22 protein-coding genes are annotated in these 23,011 nt (G+C 40.7%); 3 read left to right on the top strand and 19 right to left on the bottom strand.

Annotated elements, in window-relative coordinates; all coding sequences use genetic code 11:
• Nucleotides 1–150 precede the first annotated feature (150 nt).
• The 10 genes from recA to gpt all read right to left on the bottom strand — a co-directional run bounded on the left by recA (nucleotide 151) and on the right by gpt (nucleotide 10,806).
• A complete protein-coding gene (gene recA / locus M1F17_RS04710; RefSeq protein ID WP_094962029.1) occupies nucleotides 151–1,218 on the bottom strand; it encodes a recombinase RecA in 1,068 nt (355 codons plus the stop codon).
• Between the two features lie 104 nt (nucleotides 1,219–1,322).
• Nucleotides 1,323–1,826 carry a nicotinamide-nucleotide amidase gene (gene pncC / locus M1F17_RS04705; RefSeq protein WP_004264808.1) on the bottom strand — a complete coding sequence of 168 codons (504 nt, stop codon included), beginning with the start codon at nucleotides 1,824–1,826 and terminating at the stop codon, nucleotides 1,323–1,325.
• 14 nt (nucleotides 1,827–1,840) lie between these two features.
• Nucleotides 1,841–3,043 carry a lysophospholipid transporter LplT gene (lplT, locus tag M1F17_RS04700; protein ID WP_036958917.1) on the bottom strand — a complete coding sequence of 401 codons (1,203 nt, stop codon included), beginning with the start codon at nucleotides 3,041–3,043 and terminating at the stop codon, nucleotides 1,841–1,843.
• Between the two features lies 1 nt (nucleotide 3,044).
• Complete coding sequence (gene aas / locus M1F17_RS04695) at nucleotides 3,045–5,192, bottom strand: bifunctional acyl-ACP--phospholipid O-acyltransferase/long-chain-fatty-acid--ACP ligase (RefSeq protein WP_144140912.1); 2,148 nt, start codon at nucleotides 5,190–5,192, stop codon at nucleotides 3,045–3,047.
• Between the two features lie 140 nt (nucleotides 5,193–5,332).
• Nucleotides 5,333–5,830 carry a shikimate kinase AroL gene (gene aroL / locus M1F17_RS04690; RefSeq protein ID WP_004264804.1) on the bottom strand — a complete coding sequence of 166 codons (498 nt, stop codon included), beginning with the start codon at nucleotides 5,828–5,830 and terminating at the stop codon, nucleotides 5,333–5,335.
• Between the two features lie 127 nt (nucleotides 5,831–5,957).
• Nucleotides 5,958–7,211: a glutamate-5-semialdehyde dehydrogenase gene (gene proA / locus M1F17_RS04685; protein ID WP_110592310.1), complete on the bottom strand. Its 1,254-nt coding sequence runs from the start codon at nucleotides 7,209–7,211 to the stop codon at nucleotides 5,958–5,960.
• Nucleotides 7,212–7,213: 2 nt separating this feature from the next.
• Complete coding sequence (gene proB, locus M1F17_RS04680; RefSeq protein ID WP_036958967.1) at nucleotides 7,214–8,317, bottom strand: glutamate 5-kinase; 1,104 nt, start codon at nucleotides 8,315–8,317, stop codon at nucleotides 7,214–7,216.
• Nucleotides 8,318–8,433: 116 nt separating this feature from the next.
• Nucleotides 8,434–8,835: a sigma factor-binding protein Crl gene (gene crl, locus M1F17_RS04675; protein WP_036958914.1), complete on the bottom strand. Its 402-nt coding sequence runs from the start codon at nucleotides 8,833–8,835 to the stop codon at nucleotides 8,434–8,436.
• 71 nt (nucleotides 8,836–8,906) lie between these two features.
• On the bottom strand, nucleotides 8,907–10,157 hold the full coding sequence (gene frsA, locus M1F17_RS04670) for an esterase FrsA (protein ID WP_180312387.1): 1,251 nt from the start codon (nucleotides 10,155–10,157) through the stop codon (nucleotides 8,907–8,909).
• A gap of 184 nt (nucleotides 10,158–10,341) precedes the next feature.
• On the bottom strand, nucleotides 10,342–10,806 hold the full coding sequence (gene gpt, locus M1F17_RS04665; protein ID WP_036958965.1) for a xanthine phosphoribosyltransferase: 465 nt from the start codon (nucleotides 10,804–10,806) through the stop codon (nucleotides 10,342–10,344).
• Nucleotides 10,807–11,243: 437 nt separating this feature from the next.
• On the opposite strand from gpt, the gene pepD reads away from it, so the two are divergent.
• Complete coding sequence (pepD, locus tag M1F17_RS04660; RefSeq protein ID WP_004264782.1) at nucleotides 11,244–12,704, top strand: beta-Ala-His dipeptidase; 1,461 nt, start codon at nucleotides 11,244–11,246, stop codon at nucleotides 12,702–12,704.
• 48 nt (nucleotides 12,705–12,752) lie between these two features.
• On the opposite strand, the gene dinB is transcribed toward pepD, so the two are convergent.
• Nucleotides 12,753–13,808: a DNA polymerase IV gene (gene dinB, locus M1F17_RS04655; RefSeq protein ID WP_036958912.1), complete on the bottom strand. Its 1,056-nt coding sequence runs from the start codon at nucleotides 13,806–13,808 to the stop codon at nucleotides 12,753–12,755.
• A 281-nt stretch (nucleotides 13,809–14,089) separates the two neighbouring features.
• On the opposite strand from dinB, the gene M1F17_RS04650 reads away from it, so the two are divergent.
• Together M1F17_RS04650 and M1F17_RS04645 are read left to right on the top strand one after the other, a co-directional pair.
• A complete protein-coding gene (locus tag M1F17_RS04650) occupies nucleotides 14,090–14,986 on the top strand; it encodes a glycerophosphodiester phosphodiesterase family protein (protein ID WP_110592314.1) in 897 nt (298 codons plus the stop codon).
• A gap of 178 nt (nucleotides 14,987–15,164) precedes the next feature.
• Complete coding sequence (locus tag M1F17_RS04645) at nucleotides 15,165–15,527, top strand: hypothetical protein (RefSeq protein WP_210852687.1); 363 nt, start codon at nucleotides 15,165–15,167, stop codon at nucleotides 15,525–15,527.
• Nucleotides 15,528–15,623: 96 nt separating this feature from the next.
• On the opposite strand, the gene nqrM is transcribed toward M1F17_RS04645, so the two are convergent.
• The 8 genes from nqrM to M1F17_RS04605 form a co-directional block, all read right to left on the bottom strand.
• The gene (gene nqrM, locus M1F17_RS04640) at nucleotides 15,624–15,851 is read right to left on the bottom strand and encodes a (Na+)-NQR maturation NqrM (RefSeq protein ID WP_004264769.1); all 228 of its coding nucleotides are present in this window, start codon (nucleotides 15,849–15,851) and stop codon (nucleotides 15,624–15,626) included.
• 17 nt (nucleotides 15,852–15,868) lie between these two features.
• Nucleotides 15,869–16,900, bottom strand: a complete 1,032-nt coding sequence (locus M1F17_RS04635) for an FAD:protein FMN transferase (protein WP_036958908.1) — start codon at nucleotides 16,898–16,900, stop codon at nucleotides 15,869–15,871.
• Between the two features lie 240 nt (nucleotides 16,901–17,140).
• Entirely contained in the window at nucleotides 17,141–18,367 is a 1,227-nt protein-coding gene (gene nqrF, locus M1F17_RS04630) for an NADH:ubiquinone reductase (Na(+)-transporting) subunit F (protein ID WP_004264766.1), read from the bottom strand.
• 15 nt (nucleotides 18,368–18,382) lie between these two features.
• The gene (gene nqrE / locus M1F17_RS04625; RefSeq protein WP_004264764.1) at nucleotides 18,383–18,979 is read right to left on the bottom strand and encodes an NADH:ubiquinone reductase (Na(+)-transporting) subunit E; all 597 of its coding nucleotides are present in this window, start codon (nucleotides 18,977–18,979) and stop codon (nucleotides 18,383–18,385) included.
• A 4-nt stretch (nucleotides 18,980–18,983) separates the two neighbouring features.
• Nucleotides 18,984–19,613 (bottom strand): NADH:ubiquinone reductase (Na(+)-transporting) subunit D, encoded by a 630-nt coding sequence (locus M1F17_RS04620; protein WP_004264762.1) that lies wholly within the window; start codon nucleotides 19,611–19,613, stop codon nucleotides 18,984–18,986.
• Nucleotides 19,606–20,400: a Na(+)-translocating NADH-quinone reductase subunit C gene (locus M1F17_RS04615; protein WP_110592315.1), complete on the bottom strand. Its 795-nt coding sequence runs from the start codon at nucleotides 20,398–20,400 to the stop codon at nucleotides 19,606–19,608. The genes M1F17_RS04620 and M1F17_RS04615 overlap by 8 nt, the downstream gene beginning before the upstream one ends.
• Entirely contained in the window at nucleotides 20,393–21,631 is a 1,239-nt protein-coding gene (locus tag M1F17_RS04610; RefSeq protein ID WP_004264756.1) for an NADH:ubiquinone reductase (Na(+)-transporting) subunit B, read from the bottom strand. The genes M1F17_RS04615 and M1F17_RS04610 overlap by 8 nt, the downstream gene beginning before the upstream one ends.
• 4 nt (nucleotides 21,632–21,635) lie before the next feature.
• Nucleotides 21,636–22,979 carry a Na(+)-translocating NADH-quinone reductase subunit A gene (locus M1F17_RS04605; protein WP_112307888.1) on the bottom strand — a complete coding sequence of 448 codons (1,344 nt, stop codon included), beginning with the start codon at nucleotides 22,977–22,979 and terminating at the stop codon, nucleotides 21,636–21,638.
• Nucleotides 22,980–23,011: the final 32 nt, after the last annotated feature.

The raw sequence follows: 23,011 nt of genomic DNA, 5'->3' as shown, positions 1-23,011 counted from the left end.
TGAAAGTATGTTTATACCTTGCACTGGTGTATTTTTCCACAGAAAAACTGTTCAATAAACTATTAATGTAATAGGTTAAAAATAAAATAGGCGCCACCACATCAGCGGAGCGCCTATAATTTACTTGTTAATCAATTAATTAGATTAAAATTAAAATTCTTCTGGTGTTTCTTCTTCATCAGCATCACTGATAAAGTCTGTTGCTGCACTACTAAATTCACCAGTATGATTCAATAACATTTCACGCAGTTTGGTATCAATTTCTTGAGCGACTTCAGGGTGCTCTTTTAAATAATTTGTTGAGTTAGCTTTACCTTGGCCAATTTTATCGCCGTTATAACTATACCAAGCCCCTGCTTTTTCAATTAACTTATGTTTTACACCTAAGTCAATTAGCTCGCCGAAGGTATTAATACCTTCACCATACAAAATTTGGAATTCAGCTTGTTTGAACGGTGCTGCAACTTTGTTTTTTACCACTTTAACGCGAGTTTCACTACCGACGATTTCTTCGCCATTTTTAACAGCACCAATACGGCGGATGTCTAAACGAACAGATGCGTAGAATTTTAATGCATTACCACCTGTTGTTGTTTCTGGGTTACCAAACATAACACCAATCTTCATACGAATTTGGTTGATAAAGATCAGTAAGGTATTAGATGTTTTTAAGTTACCTGCTAACTTACGCATTGCTTGGCTCATCATACGAGCAGCTAGGCCCATATGTGAATCACCAATTTCACCTTCAATTTCAGCTTTTGGTGTTAATGCAGCAACGGAGTCAACGATGATCACATCAACCGCACCTGAGCGAGTTAATGCATCACAAATTTCTAGCGCTTGCTCACCGGTGTCCGGTTGAGAACATAGTAAGTTATCGATATCAACGCCTAATTTTTTAGCATAGATAGGGTCTAAAGCGTGTTCAGCATCGATGAAAGCACATGTTTTACCACTACGTTGCGCTGCAGCAATAACTTGCAGAGTTAGTGTTGTTTTACCTGAAGATTCAGGGCCGTAGATTTCAACAATACGACCTAGTGGCAAGCCACCAGCACCCAATGCAACATCAAGGGATAAGGAGCCTGTTGAGATAGTTTCAACATCCATAGAGCGGTCTTCACCAAGACGCATAATGGAACCTTTACCAAATTGCTTTTCAATTTGGCCTAATGCTGCTGCAAGTGCTTTTTGTTTGTTTTCATCAATAGCCATGTTTACTCCCTAAGTGCAATGATTTGACCACTGCAAATAAAACGATTGAATTCGGTTTGTTGAAATTAATTATACTGTATAATCATACAGTATCAAGAAGATTTTTAACTTAACTGCTTTAAAAGTGTTTCAAGTATATAAAGTGTTGATTGAAAACGAACTTCATTTCTGTTTCCTTGAAACACTTGATGTTGTGTTGTGACTAATACCGTTTGGTCTGCCTGTTTCTGTGCAAAACCAAACCATACTGTACCAACAGGTTTTTCTACACTACCGCCCCCAGGGCCTGCTATTCCACTAACTGAAACAGCAAAATCTGCACAGGCTTCTTGTAAAGCGCCTGTCGCCATTTCAGTAACGACTTGTTGGCTTACAGCGCCATACTGCTGTAAAGACTCATCTTTAACACCGATCATTTGATGCTTTGCTTCATTACTGTATGTCACAAAGCCACGCTGAAAATAATCTGAGCTACCCGATATATCGGTTAAAACTTTGGCAACCCAGCCCCCGGTACATGACTCTGCGGTTGTGACTGTTTTACCCTGTTCTTTCAGTTTCAGCCCAACCTGAATACTCAGAGTTTCAAGCCGCTTCTCATCTATCATGATGTTATCTACCTTTATGCCATTTTTTTACGAGCGCGATCCCAAACCCATAAACCCGCAATCGCAATTGCGAATACAGCACCGAAACCAATACCGGCATTCACAACTGACAAACCTGCTTTAATTGCTAATGAGTACAAGCCTAACATAATTAGCATTGCACTATTTTCACCTAAATTTTGTACTGCAATCGCATTCCCTGCTCCAACGGTTTCCTTCCCTTTTTCTTGCAATAATGCATTCAACGGAACGACAAATAAACCGCCGAAGATCCCAAGGATGATTAAAATAAAATAGGATGGAATAATATTAGTTTGCAACGAAAGTAACACCACCATCACACCTATAATAACTCCCGCAGGAATGCAGCGATAAACCGTTTTTAAGGTAATAAACTTGGCAGCAAGCCCGGCTCCTGCAACTATTCCCACGGCAACCATCGCATTTAAAATAGTCGGCGTTGTATTGTCTTGTAATCCCAATGCCACAGGCACCCATGCAACGAGCAGAAAACGCAGCGTTACCCCTGCTCCCCAGAACAAGCTGGTTCCAACTAGTGAAAAACGGCTTTCTTGGTTAGCCCATAGCACCCGGCAGGCATTGAAAAAAGAAGTAATTAACAGTTTAAGATCCCAACCTTTTCCAGGCCTCGCGGCAGCTAAGTGTGGGATGAAAAAATTCGCAATAACGGCTAACGCATACAATACAGCACATGTGCCTAGCGCTAAGATTAAGTTAATATCGGAAAGCATTCCTCCGACAACCGATCCCACTAAAATGGCTGCGATTGTTGAAGCCTCCATGACACCATTGGCCTTAACAAGGTTATCTCCACCAGTGAGCTCACCTAAAATACCGTATTTAGCTGGTGAATATGAAGCAGCGCCGATTCCCACTAACCCATAGCAAAGGAATGGGTTTAGGCCAAAACAAATCCCTAATGCCCCAATAAACTTAAAGATGTTAGAAAACAACATCACTCGGCCCTTTGAGAACCTATCTGCAATTTGCCCAACAAATGGCGCTAAAACGATGTAAGTGAAAACAAACACCATTTGTAAGATAGGATGACTCCATTCAGGATAAAACTCGGCTTTAAGTTGGGCTAATATGGCAAATAATAAAGCATTATCTGCAAATGCAGAAAGAAACTGTGAAGCAAGAACAGCTTTCATTCCTCTGCTCATTAACGGTACATTGGAAGCATTCTCTTGCATATTATTCATCCTTTAATGCCATTTGCTTTAATGTGACAAAATCCGTTTTACCGCTACCCAGTACTGGCAACTCTTTAACAAAACGAATATCACGTGGAACCGCTAACTCGGTTAACCCTTTGCTTTTGGCTGCACTAGATAATGCGCTACGGTCTAGTTCTTTATCTGTTGTGAACAAAACAAGCGCTTCACCTTTACTGCTATCTGGCTTTGTAACCACACCATGATTTGCATTAGGAGAAAGAGATGCCACCATTTGCTCAATACTTTCGAGAGAAACCATTTCACCCGCAAGTTTAGCAAAACGTTTAACACGGCCTTTTATCGTACAGAAATTTTTATGATCTAATTCAACGATATCACCTGTGTCGTACCAACCTTCCTCTATTTCACCTTGTGCATTTTCAGCTCGTGGTGTTTCAAGTACCCCAGGCGCTTCCACACGCAAATACCCTTTCATGATATTTGGGCCTTTAAGCTGTAATTTACCACCTTGTTCAATACCAGAAATGGGGATAATTCGCGCTTCCATTTCGGGTAAAATTTGCCCTACAGAGCCTTCTTTAGCGGCCATTGGCACATTAATTGAAACAATAGGTGCACACTCAGTTACCCCATAGCCTTCAAGAATTCGGATGCCAAATTTATCGAACCAGATTTTTTTGGTTTTATCTGATAATTTTTCTGCGCCCGCAACCACATAACGCAAACGTGCAAAATCATACTGATGAGCAAATCGTGCGTAGTTACCTAAAAAGGTTGATGTTCCAAATAATACCGTACAGTTTTTGTCATAGACTAATTCAGGAATGATCCGGTAATGTAATGGGCTTGGATAAAGGAAAACTCGGCTACCTGAAAATAGAGGGATAAATAAGCCAACCGTCAAACCAAATGCGTGAAATAATGGAAGTGACGACATAAAACGGTCACGAGGTGTAAAATCAGCGATCGTTTTAATTTGCTCTACGTTTGCCATCAAGCTGGCATGGCTGTGGACAACACCTTTCGGTGTACCTTCCGAGCCGGATGTGAATAAAACAATCGCTTCATCGGACGGCTTTCGGGGAATAATGGCTTTCTTAGGATTAAATAAGTGCTTAATAATCCATATTTTATCTTGCCATGTTACCGTGTCTTTTAAATCTTCAAGGTAAATCCAACTTGCTTCTGGCACTTGTTCTGGAATATGCGTTAAGTTGCCTTTTTCCAAAAATTGGCGGGAAGTAAAGACCACTTTCGCTGCTGAAGCTTTTAAAGCGTTACTAATACCGTGACTGCCCGCAGTGTAATTAAGCATGGCAGGTACTCGGCCTCTCATTAAAGCGCCAAAAATCGCGGCTGCGGTGACTGTCGCATTTGGCAATAATAGGCCAACTCTTTCATTTTCATGAGTATAGCGTTCAATAATACGACCAACCCCTAAGGTTTTTTTCAATAGAGATTGATATGAATCCTCTTTAAATGCGATGTCTTCAATACAAGGCGTGCGGCGCCCAAAAAACTGAACACTTTGAATAAATTCTTCAACTAATGTGACTTGTGGTAAACAAGACATACGTGCGGACTTCATGATTTGGTACAGATTTTCACCAGCCAGAGCACGACGCTCTACCGCTCTAGGAGCTTCTGGCATTGGAATTTCTTGTGCTGGCAAGATATACAATGTGATCTTCGGAAACCATTTTAATGGAAAAATTCCTTTCAGCCGCCCAAAATGGCTATATTGTGCACCTTCTATACGAATAGGAACAACTTTTGCTTCTGACTTTGCTGCCACAAAAGCCGCTCCTTCGTATATTTTCATTAAAGAGCCATGAACCGAAATTCGGCCTTCTGGGAAAATAACTATTGGGCGCCCTTTTTCTACCTCTTTAACTAGATGACGAATACCTAGAGGGTTGGCAGGATCAAGAGGGACAATATCCGCATAGGGCTTAAGGCGCTTCACCATTTTCGGTGTGGCAAATGTTGAATAAACAGCAAATACAGGTTTGACAGGCAAAAAAAGTGCGATTAATACACCATCTAGGAAAGAAACATGATTGGGCGTAATTAAGCATTTATCTTGATTAAATTCTTTCGCGTCGCCAATAACTTGTACGCGAAACAAAAATTTAAGTACTGTTTTGACTATCTTTGCCAACATAATGAGTCCCTATACTATGATTATATTTTTATATATTAGTGTGATACGACTATACCTTTAGTGACTTCTATCTTACTGAGCTACTCCCTTTACTCTAATTAGTATATTCCGAAAACACCGCTGGCTTATCACTCATGAGTTTAAGTTAAATCATTAAGTTGTGCGATGATGTCGTCGACAGGCTGCGCCGCATCAATAATATGATGTGCTGTCGCACGGTAGATAGGCTCCCTTTGTTGCATTACTTCTTCAATTTCTTCAACTAAAGATTTTCCTGTCAAACTTGGTCGCTGATCCGCTTGCGGTTCCGCAGCGAGGCGTTTTGCTAAAACTTCAGGGTGGGTATTTAAGTAAATCACGGTGCCGTTATTACGCATAATTTGCTGATTTTCTTCTGCAAGAACAAGCCCCCCACCAGTTGAAACAATCATATCGCTTTGCGTAATCGACTTAAGGACGTCAGTCTCTAGCTGGCGAAAGTAATCCCACCCGTGCTGTTCAACAATTTCTGCGATACTTTTTCCCGCTTTTTCTAAAATCAATTTATCTGTATCAACAAATTGATAACCTTTAGATTCTGCAAATTTTTTACCAATTGTGGTTTTACCCGAACCTCTTGGACCGATAATGTAAAACATTAAATTTCATCCCATCATCATAAATACTAAGCAATACCGATTACAAATTTGCTTATGATAAACTGCCTAGTTTGGCAAATAAAAAAAGAAAGCCACACAAGTGTGGCTATCTCATCATTTTTACTCATTATGGACGACTTAAAAAGTCACCATACCCGATCCATTTGTACGTTGTTAGTGCATCTAACCCCATAGGGCCACGTGAATGTAATTTTTGCGTACTCACTGCGACCTCTGCACCTAAACCAAACTGCCCACCATCGGTAAAGCGAGTGCTTGCATTAACATATACCGCGGCTGAATCTACACATTGAACGAAATAGTCAGCTTGGTGAATAGATTCTGTCAAGATAGCATCAGAATGAGCTGTACCATAATGACGAATATGGTCGATAGCAGCGTCAATATCTTCAACAATGTCTACGTTAAGATCCAGTGAGAGCCACTCATCGACAAGGTTTTCAGGTTTTACATCAACAACTTTAGCTGGACCTTGTTTCAGCAATGGAAGCGCTTTTTCACTCGCATGTAATGTGACTTGTTGTTGTGCCATTTTTTCACTTAAAAACGGCAGAAATTCATTCGCAATCTCTTTATGAACTAATAATGTTTCCAGTGAATTACAAGCGCTTGGGCGCTGAACTTTTGCATTAATAATCACGTTAATGGCTTTATTAAAATCTACCGATTTATCAACAAATGTATGGCAAACACCAATTCCCCCGGTAATTACTGGGATCGTTGATTGCTCACGACATAATTTATGTAAACCCGCACCGCCGCGAGGGATTAGCATATCCACGTAGCGATCTAATTTGAGTAATTGCGCAACTAATTCACGGTCAGGGTTATTAATAGCTTGTACTGCATCTGCTGGCAAGCCGCTATTTTCCAATGCTTTTTGAATAACTTCCACCACCGCAAGGTTAGTATGATGCGTCTCTTTCCCGCCACGTAAAATGACCGCATTACCTGTCTTTAAACATAACGAAGCCACATCAACGGTGACATTAGGGCGGGCTTCATAAATGACACCGACAACCCCCAATGGGACACGGCGGCGCTGTAAATTTAAGCCGCTATCCAATTGGCTTCCATCAATGATTTGCCCAACAGGATCAGCTAATTGGCATACTTTTCTAACATCATCAGCAATACTTTTTAAACGCTCTGGCGTCAGTAATAAGCGGTCTTGTAACGCCTCAGTCATACCGCTTGCTTTTGCCTGCGCCATGTCTTTTTGATTCGCTGCAAGTATAACTGCATTATCTTGTTCTAGTAGATCTGCAATTTGTAATAGTGCTGCATTTTTTTGTTTGGTACTTAACTGAGCTAATTGCCATGAAGCAACCCTTGCAGCCTTACCCATTGTCTCTAACATAATTAACTCACTATCATATCATCACGATGAACAGCCACAGAACCGTGTTCATAGCCAAGTATTTTGCTGATTTCTTGTGAATGGTGCCCAGCAATCATTCTAAGTGCATCACTGTTATAGTGGCTGACCCCATGAGCAAGATCTTTCCCTGCCATATTACGAATACGGATCACTGCGCCTCGGGAGAAATCGCCTTCAATCTTCTTAATACCTTTTGGCAATAATGAACTGCCTTTTTCCATAATTGCCAGTTGTGCACCATCATCAATGTACACATCTCCAGCTGCTGGAGCACCGAAAATCCAACGTTTACGATTTTCCATTGGATTTTTTTGCCCATAAAAACGGGTACCAACTGGAAGATTTTCAATAACCGCATTAATAACATCCGGTTTATTGCCTGCTGCAATGATAACATCAATTCCTGCGCGGCCCGCGACATCTGCTGCTTGTAATTTAGTTGCCATTCCACCGGTTCCTAACCCGCTAACGCTTCCCCCCGCCATTTCGCGAAGTTCATCATTGATACCATACACTTCAGGGATCAATTTTGCATTTGGATTACTGCGTGGATCAGCATCATATAAGCCTTCGATATCTGTCAATAATAGCAGTTTATCTGCATCGCCAAGAATCGCGGCCAAAGCGGATAGATTGTCATTATCACCGACTTTGATTTCTGCGGTAGCCACAGCATCATTTTCATTGATAACTGGAATGATTCCGTTATCTAGCAGTGCTTGCAAGGTATCTCGTGCATTTAAGAAACGTTCTCTGTCTTCTAAATCGGCTCGTGTCAGTAACATTTGCCCGATATGAATGCCATAAATGGAGAATAACCGTTCCCATAACTGGATTAAACGACTTTGACCGACCGCCGCAAGCAACTGTTTAGATGCTATGGTAGCCGGCAATTCGGGGTAATTTAAGTGTTCGCGACCTGCGGCAATTGCCCCAGAAGTCACAATAATAATACGATGCCCTTTTTCATATTGCTGCGCGCACTGCCTAACCAGCTCAACAATATGAGCTTGATTTAAACGGCGCGAGCCCCCTGTTAATACACTGGTCCCTAATTTAACTACCAGCGTCTGGCTATTTTTCATCATTTTTCTGCCATTAGGATTAATAAACCAAAAAGTAGGTATCATTTTTATCAGGAGAAGCGCGTTATGCCAACAGGCATAACGCAAAATTCAACAAAAGTTGGTTTAAAACAAATTTATGCGCTTAATTCCAGTTTTAATTCTGTCATTAGCGGGGAGGGAAAGAGGCTTAACTCAAGTTCAGATAGCTGTTTTGCAAGGGCTTGGTGAAAAGACACTAAATTTTGCTCTGTCGCCTCAATGGTTGGTGCATCTTTTAATGCTTTGACTTGCCAACTACCATGGCTGTTGTATAGGCCCAAATGATAAGTAAATTCAAACCCCTTATCAGTTGCAACCAATTTTAGCCACCACCCCCAAAATTCACGTTTTTCTGGGGCAATATTTGCATTCACGCAAACAACGAGACTATCGAATATATAACAGCCATTTAAACATTGTTTTTCACGTAAATAAGGTCCTATCGAAGCAAACTTCTTTAAATACTTTCCATTTGAGTAATCAGTCGGTAAAGCCATGTTAAGGATCTCCTTCTTGGGAAGACACCTTTTTAACAAATGGGAAAAAATAAGCAAGTTATTAAATAAAATTAAAGTATTTTTGCTTTTAACCAATTAGTAGTTTCACTTAGCGCCTTTTCAAAATTAGCAAAAACGGGCTGGCTTGGTAGCATTATCGTGTCAGCATCCATCGATGAACGTCGAATTAAATCAGACTCTGCTTTGGGGCTGTAAATATCATCTTTAAGACTAACCGATAGCATTGAAACCTTACTGCGCCGCCCCAAAAGCCCTTGATTTTTAAGTGAATAACAACTTAATTCATGACGTAAAGCTGAACCATCAACTTGATAAATACCCAAACGACTGGCGAATACATCCAAAACCATCCGAGGAATATCTTGTTGATATTTCTCTTCATGCAATAAACTGTGGACAATTGGCCCTATGACAGCAACCGCTTTAATCTTATCAGGGCACATATAAGCTAATCTTAACGCTATATTTGCGCCAAAACGCATACCAACGATGCCAAAACGCGTATGATCAATCCAAGCAATATCCCCAAGCTGGCGAACGATTTGCTCATGTAAGGTGCTCGTTTCCTGCGTAAGCTTGTGTTTAACCGAATAACCAATTGACGGCATATCCAGTGTTAGCATCGCAATACCGAGTGGTTCGAGGTAGTCGCGAAAATAGCGACAAAAATCAATCTGTAAGCTATCTAACATGCCACAGATCATCACTGTCGGATAAGGCCCTTGCCCCTGTGAAGGAATATGTAAAAAACCGCAAACTTCTTTCCCACCATCAACTTTGAAAGGAATTTTCTTTAGGCGATATTGAGAAAATTTTGCGGCACTATCATAAGCTTTGCAAGCCAGCAAAATAGCTTGGTCAGCAAGCTCATCTCCCTTGATAAAAGGATAAGCGGCAATGCTGTACAAGTTAGCTGAACGTAACCAAGCCTCCCCTGCCTCTGCACCTTTTTCAAATTCTAATGCTTTTTGCTGCCAACGCATGGCTTGCTGGGACCATTCGAAACACCAGTTTCCACGACGGTTGCCAATGACCGTATCCAACAAGTTATCATTGCTACGCTCAGCATCTGAGATAGCAATACGACTTAGTACTTCTTCAATTTCTAAGGCGTCTATTCCTCGCCAAATCCACATTAAGCGATTAATCATACGATACCAACCCGCATGATGGGAGCCACTTAACACACTGTGTTCTTTAATTTGAGAAATTGTTTGAGATGAATAAGAGACTAATGTTGATGTTTCAACTTGTCTGACTTTAGGTTTGAAAAGTTTTTCTGAAAGGTTTTGCTGAGTCATCCCTATTTCCTTGTCGATCAGAGTTGAATTTGGCCAAAAATAAAGGGAATGCAAAAATGCACTCCCCAAATTATATCGTGTTTAGCTCAAAAATTTTAGGTATTAATGTGTTTTTGCAATCAATAAAACCTATAACGCTTTATAATTACAATGTTTTCACCTAAAACGCTCATGAAAAACAGATTTATTTATCTTGTTCACACAATGGTTTAACAAAAACGACACCCATGTCCCATGGTTGTTCGATCCATGTGTCTTGTGGAATATCAACTACGTAGTCATCAACTAATGGACGGCCTGCAGGTTTTGCAAAGATGGTGACAAAATGTGCTTTAGGGTACATGTTACGGATAGCTTGAGCTGTGCCGCCTGTATCTACTAAATCATCGATGACAATATAGCCTTCACCATCACCTTCTGCACGTTTAATCACGGTTAATTCGCGCTGGTTATTATGGTCATAGCTAGAAATACAAACGGTATCAACGTTACGAATACCAAGTTCGCGTGCAAGCAGTGCTCCAGGAACAAGGCCACCACGGCTAACCGCGATAATACCGGTCCATTGTTCTACTGGTAATAAACGTTGTGCGAGTTTACGGGCATGTATTTGCAACATATCCCACGTTACGACATATTTTTCGCTCATAAAATTCGGGTCCCGACTGCTGAGTAAATCTGAAAAGTGTCTTGCGGAAAAAAGGTTGCGCGAGATTATAGTGATTTGGCCGGTTAAAAACCAGCAAAAAGCACCATTCGCCATTAATTATTATCATTTACACTGTCCATTGCTCAAAAGAAAGTGTTATCCTGAGTTTATAAAAGAGGCAGCCTTTAATTCGAAACTTCAGGCTGTTAGGTCATAATTACAGCAATATTCCTTTTAAAATTGAAGCTGAAATTAACGTTGGTTGCCAATCAGCTCCTACTGGGTTATTCAGGATATTATCCCTAAATAGTTCAATTTGTAGCTAGGCGGCAAATGAGTAAATCCTAGGAGCATACATAAGTATGTGACTGGGATTTATGAATGAAGCCAACAACGCTACAGATTGAAATATAAAGGGAAAATAAAAGGAGAGAGACGTGTCTGAGCTAGCTACATTATCCCCCCAACCGCTATGGGATATCTTCGCTAAAATCTGTTCTATCCCACACCCTTCGTATCACGAAGAAGCCTTAGCCGCGCATATTGTTGATTGGTCAAAACAAAAAGGCTTTCACGTTGAACGTGATGAAGTAGGCAATATTCTGATCCGTAAACCTGCTACGCCTGGTTATGAAAACCGTAAAGGTGTTGTTTTACAAGCTCACTTGGACATGGTGCCACAAAAAAATAACGACACGGTACATGACTTTAAAACAGATCCAATTCGTCCCTATGTTAATGGTGAGTGGGTTACTGCTGAAGGCACCACTTTAGGTGCTGATAACGGCATTGGCTTAGCTTCTGCTTTGGCTGTTCTTGCTGACGATAGCGTTGAGCATGGGCCAATGGAAGTTCTCCTGACCATGACCGAAGAAGCCGGTATGGAAGGTGCTTTTGGCTTGAAAGCAGGCTGGTTACAAGCAGATATTTTGATAAACACCGACTCCGAAGAAGAAGGTGAAATTTACATGGGTTGCGCTGGTGGTGTTGATTTTACAACCACGTTTGACCTGACTCGTGAAGCATTACCACAAGGCTATAAAACCTTCACAATGACCCTAAAAGGCCTAAAAGGTGGTCACTCCGGTGGTGATGTACATTTAGGTTTAGGTAATGCCAATAAGCTGTTAGCTCGTTTTCTAGCAGGGCACGCAGAAGATTTAAGCCTAAAATTATTAGATTTCAGAGGGGGTACTGTTCGCAATGCGATTCCTCGTGAAGCCTATGCCATTATTGCTGTTCCAGCAGACAAAGTTGCTGAATTAACGGCACTGAGAACGCGCTATGAAGATATTCTGAAAAATGAATTAGCTGTTGTTGAGCCTAACCTTGTTCTGCTACTTGACGAAACGCAAAGTGAGCTAAAAGCCCTTTCTGATGATTGCCAAAAGCGTTTTGTTTTCTTCTTAAATGCAGCACCGAACGGTGTAATTCGCATGAGCGATGTGGCTATTGGCGTGGTTGAAACGTCACTTAATGAAGGTGTGGTACGCCTAACTGAAGATAAAGCAGAAATTATCTTCCTTGTTCGCTCACTTATCGATAGCGGCAAGAACTACGTTGTTAACATGCTGACATCTATCAGTAAATTAGCACAAGCCCAATATCGAGCAGAAGGCAGCTACCCTGGTTGGCAGCCCGATGCAGACTCACCAGTGATGCATTTAGTCAGTGATACCTACAACAAACTATTCGGTAAAATTCCTAATGTGATGGTGATCCACGCAGGCCTTGAGTGTGGCTTATTCAAAAAGCCTTACCCAGACATGGATATGGTTTCAATTGGGCCAACTATTCGTGGTGCGCACTCCCCTGATGAGCGTGTGCATATTGCAAGCGTTGGTGAGTATTGGAAATTATTAACTGCGGTTTTAAAAGCAATTCCAGTTAAAGAATAAACAACTAATTAATTGTAAATCAAACACCTATCATACGATGGGTGTTTTTTATAATTCAAGTAATAATTGCCGTTCAAGCTGAGGACTTTGCAGCATCACATGCAAACCAACTAACCGAACGCCACGCCCTAAGCGGCGGTTATCCCAAGCTTTTTTCGCTATTTGTACCAAATCTTGTTTATTGAGAACTGGATATACATGTTCTTGTGTCGTTTGCTGAAAGTCTGCAAATTTAAATTTTACACCTTGGCGAGCAATACGAAGGTCAGGCTTTACCTTTGCTAAACGCAGTTGGAGTTCATCGTATAATTTATCCAACAACGGCAAGCAATCTTCCCATTGATAGATATCTTCTGTAAGTGTACGTTCAACTCCTACCGATTTCCTAAGCCTATCAGGGTTAATCGCACGTTCATCGATACCATGGCAACGCTCCCAAAGTACCTGCCCAAATTTCCCCATGCTTTTAATCAACGCAACTACATCATATTTTTGAACATCGGCACAAGTCACCAACCCCATATCCGCTAATTTTTGGGCTGTTACCTTACCCACTCCTGGTATTTTTTTTAGCGGCAATTTAAGAACGAATTGATCGATATCTTGTGGTGTGATCACGAATTGGCCATTCGGTTTGTTCATATCGGAAGCAATCTTTGCCAAAAATTTTATTGGAGCGATCCCCGCTGAAGCAGTGAGCTGTAATTCATCAAAGATTTGCTTACGGATAGCCTCAGCAATTAACGTTGCAGAGCCGTGTAATTGCGTACAATCCGTAACATCCAAATAAGCCTCATCAAGAGAAAGCGGTTCTATGAGGTCTGTGTAACGCGCAAATATTTTTCGAATATGAAGAGAGGTTTCTTTATAAAGTGCCATATGCCCAGGAACCACTTTCAAGTGAGGGCAAAGCCTAAGTGCAATCGCTGTAGACATCGCACTATGAACACCGTAGCGACGTGCTTCATAATTTGCAGTACTAATCACTCCTCGGCGATCTGCGCTACCTCCCACCGCAATAGGTACATTGCGAAGGCTTGGGTCGTCACGCATCTCGATGGCGGCATAAAAGCAGTCCATATCAATATGAATAATTTTACGCACGAGTATACCCTAACAATCAATCAACTGTTTAAATATACAGTATCTTTAATAGCCATGCAATTATTATCAGACCACCATAAATGGATGAATAACAAGCTAACTTAATGATAACTAGGTAATTCATCATATTGCAATAATCATCTGCCAATCTATCCAATAAAGATTTTATTTAAAGTTTGTCTTAAAAATAAGTGTTAATACTTACTTTTAAACAAAAAAGTAATAAAAAGAGTTGTTTTACCAACGACAATACCTTGAAAAACTATTTATGGATCATCTCTATGGCAATTACATCAACATCAAAATATTTTAAATTTATGGCAACTCTCATAATACTGTTTGCTAGCCAAACCGTTTTTGCACTATCCCCTAAAATTGTTGCTCACCGTGCAGGAACGGCTGATGCACCAGAAAATACAATTTATGCAATTGATTTAGCAAAGAAAAATAATGCTGACGCTATTTGGCTTACCGTTCAGTTAAGTAAAGATAATCAACTCGTTTTATATCGTCCAAGTGACTTAAGCTCACTTACAGACCATGAAGGTCCAGTATCAAAATATAATGCCCTGCAACTTAACCGTATAAATGCTGCATATAAATACAATATAAAAAATAACCTGCAACTACCTATGCAAGATACTACTATTAGTAGACTAGAAACTATTTTAAAAAAATACCCTGATACGACTTTTTATATTGATTTAAAATCACCTGATGCAGACCCTAATATCCAAGCACAAGCTATCCTTGCATTACTAGATAAAACTAATTCATTTAGCCAAGTACGTTTTTATTCCACTAATGATGAATTTTTAAAAGCGCTAAAATCCCTTTCATCAAAAATTTCACTATTTGAAAGCCGTGATGAAACTCGGACTATGTTGGCAAATATCGTGATGAACCATCAATGCTCAATAGAAAATGACAAAACCACTACTCGTTGGTATGGCTTTGAGCTACATCGTAAAGTTGAAGTAGTTGAAAAATATACATTAGGTGAGGCACGCTCACCAGCTACCCTTTCATGGGATAAAGAGGCCATCGACTGTTTTAGAAAAAATGGTAATGCCTATATCATTGTCTTTGGTGTTAATAATGACAGTGACTACCAACTCGCAAAAGAAATTGGTGTTGATGCTGTAATGGTTGATTCCCCAAAAGCATTTAAAAAATAATCTAATAACATCACCTAAGCTATTATTACTTTAATAATAGCTTAGGAATTAAATCACATCTTAAAAACATTCTTTTCATCAATTAATAACAATTGTTCTTAATTTACTGCTATAGAAAACTTGATATATTTAATCCATCACAAAAATTCTATTTAAAATAATATAAAAAAGGTTTTATATGTCAAATATTGGAACAATGATTGTCGAGAATTATTGGAATGAAACATTAAGGAAAGTTGAAATACATTATCATAATAGTGATAACCCCTATGATAATGTGTTTATATTTTATAATCTAGCACATGCCACATCTAGCTCTAACGTAAATTCATTCCCTTACTCAACAACAGGTAAAAGTGCTTGGAAAGCTAAAATTACTACGAAAAATAATGAACTGTGGAGTAGTGGTGATTTTTTACCTTGCCAAATTAACAACAATGATAATGGAAAGGTCACGATTAGATTTGATGGTGAGACAAAAAGCATGCATGTTAATTACCCTGTCTCTGTTTCATGTGCTAAGAAAATGCAATTAATTTAGGCTGTATAACGGGAAAGTAATATTTGGAGATGTCTAATAACTATATTTAGACATCTCCGGCTCATTACTAGTTATAGAACCGTTAAATATTACTATTCAAATAATACGGTTTTTATCCAGTATTTTTTGGCGGGCTTCTTCACGTGCCATACGCTTTTTACGTGCATCGCAAGGCTCAGGGCAATCACACACTTTATCAACACCAATACTGCTTAACCCGCCGCAGCTACCTTGGATACTCTTACGCTTAATAATATATCCAAGTGACATGCCTAAAAAGGCCAGCAAAAACAGTACAAAGGCTGCAATAAAAACATTTAGCATCTTTTATCCTCCCAAAACTACTGTTTTTTAGTTAAAAATGGTTCGAATGCCTTAGTATAACGCTCTTCAAAACCTTTATCTGTCTTAACAATCATAAAAACAGGAATATTCATTTTTTCAGCTAAATCAAAGCCAACTTCAGGCCCTAAAACATTTAGCCCCGTAGATAGGCCATCAGCACTCATGCAATTTTCTGCAATCACCGTAATAGAAACTAAATTATGAGTGATTGGCTTGCCTGTTTTTGGGTCAATGGTATGAGAAAAACGAACGCCATCTTGCTCGAAATAATTACGGTAATCTCCTGATGTAGCGATAGAACGGTCACCTGGTTCAATAATCTCTTGTGCTGTTTGGCTTACCCCATCCGCTACAGGTTTTTCTATTGCAATACGCCATGGTACTTCTTTACCATTTGTTCCTTTCGTACGCACTTCACCACCAATATCAACCATATAATTATTGATATCCAATGATTCTAAATATTCAGCAACAACGTCGACACCATAACCTTTAGCAATTGAGGAAAGGTCGACGTACAGCTCAGGGATCGTTTTAATTAGGTTATTATCCTGAACCGAGAGTTTCTCGATACCAGTCCAGGCTCTACGCTTAGCCAACTCTTCATCAGAAGGCGCTTTAGTCACTCTTCCTTCAGGGCCAAAACCCCATAAATTAACTAAAGGCCCAACCGTTACATCTAATGAACCATTAGTAAGCTTATTAATTTCAATGGCTTTTTTAACCACAGTTGCGGTTGCTGCAGAAACTGGGAACGGCGTATTCACTTCTTTAAATTGATTAAAACGACTTAATTCTGAATCTGGGCGATATGTTGACATTTGGTCGTTAACTTCCTCCAAACGTTTATCTATTTCGGCTTGAATGACTTCAGGCTTTGGCTCCGAAGAATCTGTAACATATTTAACCGAATAGTACGTCCCCATCGTTTGCCCCTGAAGATTCTGTTGTTCAGGTCCACCACAGGCAGTAAGAAACAGAGCTGCAACAAATAGCAGTATTGGGGTATAGATTCTTTTACTTAGCATAATTTTCTCCGCGTCAATCATGAGCGCATTTTGTTAAGGCCGCCCAGACTATTAACACACTTTACATCGTCACCCATGCAGAGAATGTTCCAGTCAAAATAATTATAAATCTACCTATTAAGCGCTAACTAATTAGCACTTAATAGATTTACTAAAATCACAAAGAGGGAAAATATTTTCCCTCTTTAAAGTGTTACTGTCTACTGACTTTGATAAGTCTAATAAAATCAGCTAAGTTGCTTAACCACCGAAGTCATCCAACAGGATATTTTCATCTTCAACACCGAGGTCTTTCAACATTTTAATCACAGCAGCATTCATCATTGGAGGTCCACACATATAGAACTCACAATCTTCTGGCGCTGGATGGTCTTTTAAGTAGTTTTCATATAAGACATTATGGATGAAACCTGTATAACCATCCCAATTATCTTCAGGCATAGGGTCTGAAAGCGCGACATGCCATGTAAAGTTTTCATGTTCTGCGGCAAGTTGGTCAAAATCTTCAGTGTAGAACATTTCACGGACTGAACGCGCACCATACCAGAAACTGATCTTACGTTTAGAATCCAAACGACGCAGTTGGTCAAATATGTGAGAACGCATTGGCGCCATTCCCGCACCACCACCGATAAACACCATTTCTGCTTCCGTTTCTTTAGCAAAGAATTCACCAAACGGCCCAGAAATAGTGACTTTATCCCCTGGCTTTAATGACCAAATATAAGAAGACATGATCCCCGGTGGGACATCTGGATTACGAGGTGGTGGCGTAGCAATACGCACGTTTAGCATGATAATGCCATACTCTTCCGGGTAGTTTGCCATCGAATAGGCGCGAACAGTTGGCTCTTTAACCTCAGATACATAACGGAACAGGTTAAATTTATCCCAATCTTCGCGGTACTCTTCTGGTACATCAAAATCTTCGTATTTGACAACATGTGCCGGACATTCAATCTGAATAAAACCACCCGCACGGAAAGGAACTACCTCTCCTTCTGGAATTTTCAGTTTAAGCTCTTTAATGAAAGTGGCTTTGTTATCATTAGAAATAACTTCACACTCCCATTTTTTCACACCAAAAATTTCTTCTGGAAGCTCAATTTTTAAATCTTGCTTAACGTTGACCTGACACGCTAATCGGCAGCCTTCTTTTGCTTCACGTTTGTTGATGTGTGAAAGCTCAGTTGGCAGAATATCACCACCGCCTTCTTTGATTTTCACACGGCACTGACCACAAGAGCCACCGCCGCCACATGCTGATGAAACAAAAATACCTTGGTTTGATAGCATGCCTAACAGTTTGTCGCCCGCCGGAGCTTCAAAACTTTTGTCTGGATCGCCATTAACTTCAACTTTGATGTTCCCTGTATTGACTAGCTTGGATTTAGCAAACAGGATTAAACCTGTCAGCACCAAGACAATCAGGGTAAACATCACGACACCTAAAATAATAATTTCCATGAATTCTTCTCGCCTTTATAGCTGCACACCGGAGAAGGACATAAAGCCCAATGCCATTAAACCGGTTGTCACAAAGGTGATACCTAACCCTTTTAGACCCGATGGAATATCTGAGTACTTCATCTTCTCACGGATAGCCGCCAGCAATACGATTGCGAGCATCCAACCGATCCCCGAACCGAACCCATACACAATCGATTCGCTAAAGTTATAATCACGCTGAGCCATGAAAGAAACACCACCGAAAATGGCACAGTTAACGGTAATCAATGGCAAAAAGATACCTAACGCGTTATACAGTGACGGGAAGTAGCGGTCTAAAATCATTTCAAGAATCTGAACTAACGCGGCAATAACACCGATAAAAGTGATGAAGTTCAAGAAGGATAAATCGATACCTTCGGCAATCGCACCATCACGTAACACCAAGTTGTATACTAAGTTATTGGCTGGGACAGAGATCCCCAGAACTACCGTTACAGCGATACCCAGCCCAAAAGCGGTTTTTACATTCTTCGACACCGCAAGGAAAGTACACATTCCCAAGAAAAACGCTAATGCCATATTTTCAATAAAAATGGCTTTAACAAATAGGCTAATATAGTGTTCCATGTGATTAGTCCTTCTCTACCTGAGCTGGTTTCAGAGTACGTAGTCCCCAAATCAGCATACCAATGATAAAGAATGCACTTGGCGCGAGGAGGAACAAGCCATTTGGCATGTACCAACCACCGGTTTGTAGTGATTCAAAAACTGTGATACCAAACAATTTGCCGGAACCAAATAACTCACGGAAAAAGCCGACTAAAACAAGGATCACACCATAACCAAGGCCGTTACCAATACCGTCCATGAAGCTTTCAATTGGTGGTGCTTTCATTGCGTAAGCTTCAGCACGTCCCATGACGATACAGTTAGTAATAATCAAGCCAACAAATACAGAAAGTTGTTTTGATATTTCATAGGCGTATGCACGTAAAATTTGGTCAACGACAATAACTAAAGACGCAATAATCGCCATTTGAACAATAATACGCACACTACTCGGAATATAGTTCCTGATGAGTGAGATAAAGAAGTTAGAAAAAGCCGTTACTAAGGTTACAGCAATCGTCATAACGAGCGCGGTTTCTAACTTCGTTGTCACTGCAAGTGCAGAACAAACCCCTAATACCTGTAAAGCAATTGGGTTGTTATCAAATAGCGGCCCAAGTAGGACGCGTTTTACTTCTTTTGAATCAGCCATTATTCAGCGCTCCTTCACGTACTTTTTTCAGGAACGGACCAAAACCGTTATCCCCTAACCAGAAATCAAACATATGTTGGATCCCGTTCGATGTTAGAGTCGCACCTGAAAGGCCGTCGATACCGTATGGGTTATCTGTAGCACCACCGCGCACGATTTTAATTGCCGGAACCCCCTGTTCATTGAACAGCTTTTTACCTGGCCATTGTGCTTTCCACTGAGGGTTATCAACCTCACCACCCAGCCCTGGTGTTTCACCATGTGCGTAGTAAGTAATACCACGAGAGGTAACACCATCTACATCTACCGCAATAAAGGCATACATGACAGACCACAAACCAGAACCGTAAACAGGTAAAATAATTTGTGATACTTTTCCTGCTTCATCTTTAACCAAATAGATTTCAGCGCTATTGGCACGACGGCGGATTTTTGCAATATCCTCTGCAGGAGAGAGTGCAATACTCGTTTCTTCGCTGCGTAGCTCGCTATTTAAGTCATAACGGCTAGTGCTATCAGATAATTCATTAGTTTTAAAATTCAAAAGTTTAGGTTCGATGCGATCCTTATACACATTTTGAACTTCCTCAGCGGTCATTTTAGGCTGTAGCAACCCAGCAACACTTAAAATGTTACGTTGAGTATCTAACTGAATCTGTTCTTGCTGCTGTGGTTTTAAACCAACGGCAGCACCTGCGACGACAATAGAGCACACTAGACAAAGAATAAAAACAACTAGAAATGTTCTGCCGACGCTATCGTTATTAATTGGTTTTTCATTAGCCACGAGCTTTTCTCCGCTTAATATTTGCTTGAACGACCAGATAGTCAAACAGAGGAGCAAACAGGTTGGCGAATAGGATCGCCAGCATCATCCCTTCTGGATAAGCTGGGTTAACAACCCTGATAAGAACACACATTACACCGATCAGAATGCCGTACGCCCATTTACCTTTGTCTGTGAATGAAGCTGATACTGGGTCTGTCGCCATAAAAATCATACCGAATGCGAAGCCACCGAGTACCATGTGCCACCACCATGGCATAGCAAATAACGGGTTGGTATCAGAGCCAATCGCGTTGAATAGGTAGGACATTGCAATCATACCAACCATCACACCAGCAACAATGCGCCATGATGCGATACGGAAGAACATGATAAGAGCCCCACCAATAAACAGCATCAGAGTTGACACTTCACCAATTGAACCTGGCATATTACCTAAAAAGGCTTGCATCCAAGTAATAGGCTCATGAGTCACTGTGTTCATTAGCGCATGCTCACCACCTGTTGCCCATTGTGATAATGGTGTTGCACCAGAGAAGCCATCTGCAGCGGTCCAAACTAAGTCACCTGATATTTGAGCAGGATAAGCAAAGAATAAGAAAGCACGTCCAGCCAATGCCGGGTTTAAGAAGTTACGCCCAGTACCGCCAAAAATTTCTTTCGCAATAACAACCCCGAACGTGATACCCAATGCAGCCTGCCATAAAGGAATGGTTGGCGGCACAATTAAGGCAAATAGAATCGAGGTAATAAAGAAGCCTTCGTTTATTTCATGGCCGCGGATCATGGCGAATAAAACTTCCCAGAAACCACCGACTAAGAAAACGACTGCATAAATAGGAAGGAAATACACTGCACCCAGCAGCATTTTACTTCCCCATCCCGCATCCATCGAAAGTGATGCGCCTAAAAACTGCGCTAAGCTATAATGCCAATCACTAGCTAGAACTTGCTGTAATTCAGCCCCGCTATATAATTGATGCAAAGCTGGGATGGCTTGGTTACCAACGTTATACATTCCCCAGAACATAGCTGGGAAAACCGCTAGCCACACCAATATCATCATACGTTTCAGGTCAATAGTATCCCTGACATGAGAACGCCCTTTTGTTACCGTACCCGGCGTGTAAAAAACAGTCGAAACTGCTTCAAATAACGCATAGTATTTTTCTAGCTTTCCACCGGGCTCAAAATGGTGCTCATACTTTTCAAATAAATTTTTCAGACCCATGGAATCACCCTTCTAGCTCAATCTTGGTCAGAACATCGCGTAGCACCGGACCATATTCATATTTCGCTGGGCAAACGTAGGTACATAAACCTAAATCTTCTTCGTCCAACTCTAAACAGCCCAATTCTTGTGATGAGTCAGTGTCTCCAGCAAGGAGATCGCGCAATAAATGAGTGACCATGATATCGAGAGGCATGACTCGCTCGTAGTTACCAATTGGCACCATCGAACGCTCGCCACCGTTCATTGTCGTTGTAAAATTAAAACGTTTATTTTTCAGGAAATGCCCGATTGTGGTACGAGTAATCGTAAATTTATTAACACCAGGCATAATCCAGCCAAATAACTCTTTATTGCGACCTTCGGCTAACACTGAGACTTGATTATGAAAACGACCAAGATAGTGATGGGTATCATCGCATGTCACGCCCCAAAGGACTGAACCGGAAATAATACGATTTTCACCCGTTTTAAGCTGACCTTGTGTTAATTCATATAAATCAGCACCTAGGCGAGTACGCAGAAGACGAGGTTTTTCAACTTGTGGCCCTGCTAATGAAATCACGCGGTCTGTGTATAGGTGACCCGTAACAAATAGCTTACCAATAGCAATAACGTCTTGATAATTAAGGCTCCAAACTTTTTTCTTAATACTCACAGGTTCTAAGAAATGAATATGAGTTCCCGCTAAACCAGCAGGATGCGGCCCTGCAAACTGAGTATAAGAAATTTGGTTATGTGCCGTATTCTTCGGTAAGTCTCCCTCTCCATGACACACATGGATTTTACCTTCTGTTAAACGACTTAGAACCAAAAGCCCATCGTTAAATGCTTGTTCTTGCTCTTTAATAATTAAAACAGGATCCGCTGCAAGTGGGTTAGTATCCATTGCAGTGACAAAAATAGCGATAGGTGAAGAACCCGGTTGTGGTGAACGGCTAAATGGACGCGTTCTTAAAGATGTCCACAGACCCGATTTGATCAAGTTATCTTCGACTTGTTGTTGCGTTAATGTTGATAGCTCATCACGAGTATAAGCTGCAAATGTTTCTTGTTCATCACCATCAATTTCGATGACAACAGATTGAAGCACACGACGCTCACCACGATGAATAGCAACAATTTTACCGCAGGCTGGGCTTGTAAATAAAACCCCTGGGTTCTTTTTATCTTCAAAAAGAACCTGTCCTTTAACTACACGCTCACCTTCTTTAACCAGCATCGAAGGACGCATTCCGACATATTCCTCACCTAGCACAGCTACGTGTTGAATTTTCGGGCCGTCTTCTATCACTTGGGCTGGCTCACCTGCGATAGGAAGGTTGAGGCCTTTTTTAATTTTAATCATAAGATCTGCACAAGTTTATCAGTTAAACCCTA

The organism is Providencia sp. PROV073 (genome assembly GCF_033688125.1).
Lineage (GTDB): Bacteria > Pseudomonadota > Gammaproteobacteria > Enterobacterales > Enterobacteriaceae > Providencia > Providencia hangzhouensis.
This window is presented reverse-complemented; position numbering and strand designations above follow the sequence as displayed.

Excerpts from the sequence above, each read along its gene's own strand:
- recA (WP_094962029.1), bottom strand. The coding sequence starts at position 1,218 with ATGGCTATTGATGAAAACAAACAAAAAGCACTTGCAGCAGCATTAGGC.
- pncC (WP_004264808.1), bottom strand. The coding sequence starts at position 1,826 with ATGATAGATGAGAAGCGGCTTGAAACTCTGAGTATTCAGGTTGGGCTG.
- lplT (WP_036958917.1), bottom strand. The coding sequence starts at position 3,043 with ATGCAAGAGAATGCTTCCAATGTACCGTTAATGAGCAGAGGAATGAAA.
- aas (WP_144140912.1), bottom strand. The coding sequence starts at position 5,192 with ATGTTGGCAAAGATAGTCAAAACAGTACTTAAATTTTTGTTTCGCGTA.
- aroL (WP_004264804.1), bottom strand. The coding sequence starts at position 5,830 with ATGTTTTACATTATCGGTCCAAGAGGTTCGGGTAAAACCACAATTGGT.
- proA (WP_110592310.1), bottom strand. The coding sequence starts at position 7,211 with ATGTTAGAGACAATGGGTAAGGCTGCAAGGGTTGCTTCATGGCAATTA.
- proB (WP_036958967.1), bottom strand. The coding sequence starts at position 8,317 with ATGAAAAATAGCCAGACGCTGGTAGTTAAATTAGGGACCAGTGTATTA.
- crl (WP_036958914.1), bottom strand. The coding sequence starts at position 8,835 with ATGGCTTTACCGACTGATTACTCAAATGGAAAGTATTTAAAGAAGTTT.
- frsA (WP_180312387.1), bottom strand. The coding sequence starts at position 10,157 with ATGACTCAGCAAAACCTTTCAGAAAAACTTTTCAAACCTAAAGTCAGA.
- gpt (WP_036958965.1), bottom strand. The coding sequence starts at position 10,806 with ATGAGCGAAAAATATGTCGTAACGTGGGATATGTTGCAAATACATGCC.
- M1F17_RS04650 (WP_110592314.1), top strand. The coding sequence starts at position 14,090 with ATGGCAATTACATCAACATCAAAATATTTTAAATTTATGGCAACTCTC.
- M1F17_RS04645 (WP_210852687.1), top strand. The coding sequence starts at position 15,165 with ATGTCAAATATTGGAACAATGATTGTCGAGAATTATTGGAATGAAACA.
- nqrM (WP_004264769.1), bottom strand. The coding sequence starts at position 15,851 with ATGCTAAATGTTTTTATTGCAGCCTTTGTACTGTTTTTGCTGGCCTTT.
- M1F17_RS04635 (WP_036958908.1), bottom strand. The coding sequence starts at position 16,900 with ATGCTAAGTAAAAGAATCTATACCCCAATACTGCTATTTGTTGCAGCT.
- nqrF (WP_004264766.1), bottom strand. The coding sequence starts at position 18,367 with ATGGAAATTATTATTTTAGGTGTCGTGATGTTTACCCTGATTGTCTTG.
- nqrE (WP_004264764.1), bottom strand. The coding sequence starts at position 18,979 with ATGGAACACTATATTAGCCTATTTGTTAAAGCCATTTTTATTGAAAAT.
- M1F17_RS04620 (WP_004264762.1), bottom strand. The coding sequence starts at position 19,613 with ATGGCTGATTCAAAAGAAGTAAAACGCGTCCTACTTGGGCCGCTATTT.
- M1F17_RS04610 (WP_004264756.1), bottom strand. The coding sequence starts at position 21,631 with ATGGGTCTGAAAAATTTATTTGAAAAGTATGAGCACCATTTTGAGCCC.
- M1F17_RS04605 (WP_112307888.1), bottom strand. The coding sequence starts at position 22,979 with ATGATTAAAATTAAAAAAGGCCTCAACCTTCCTATCGCAGGTGAGCCA.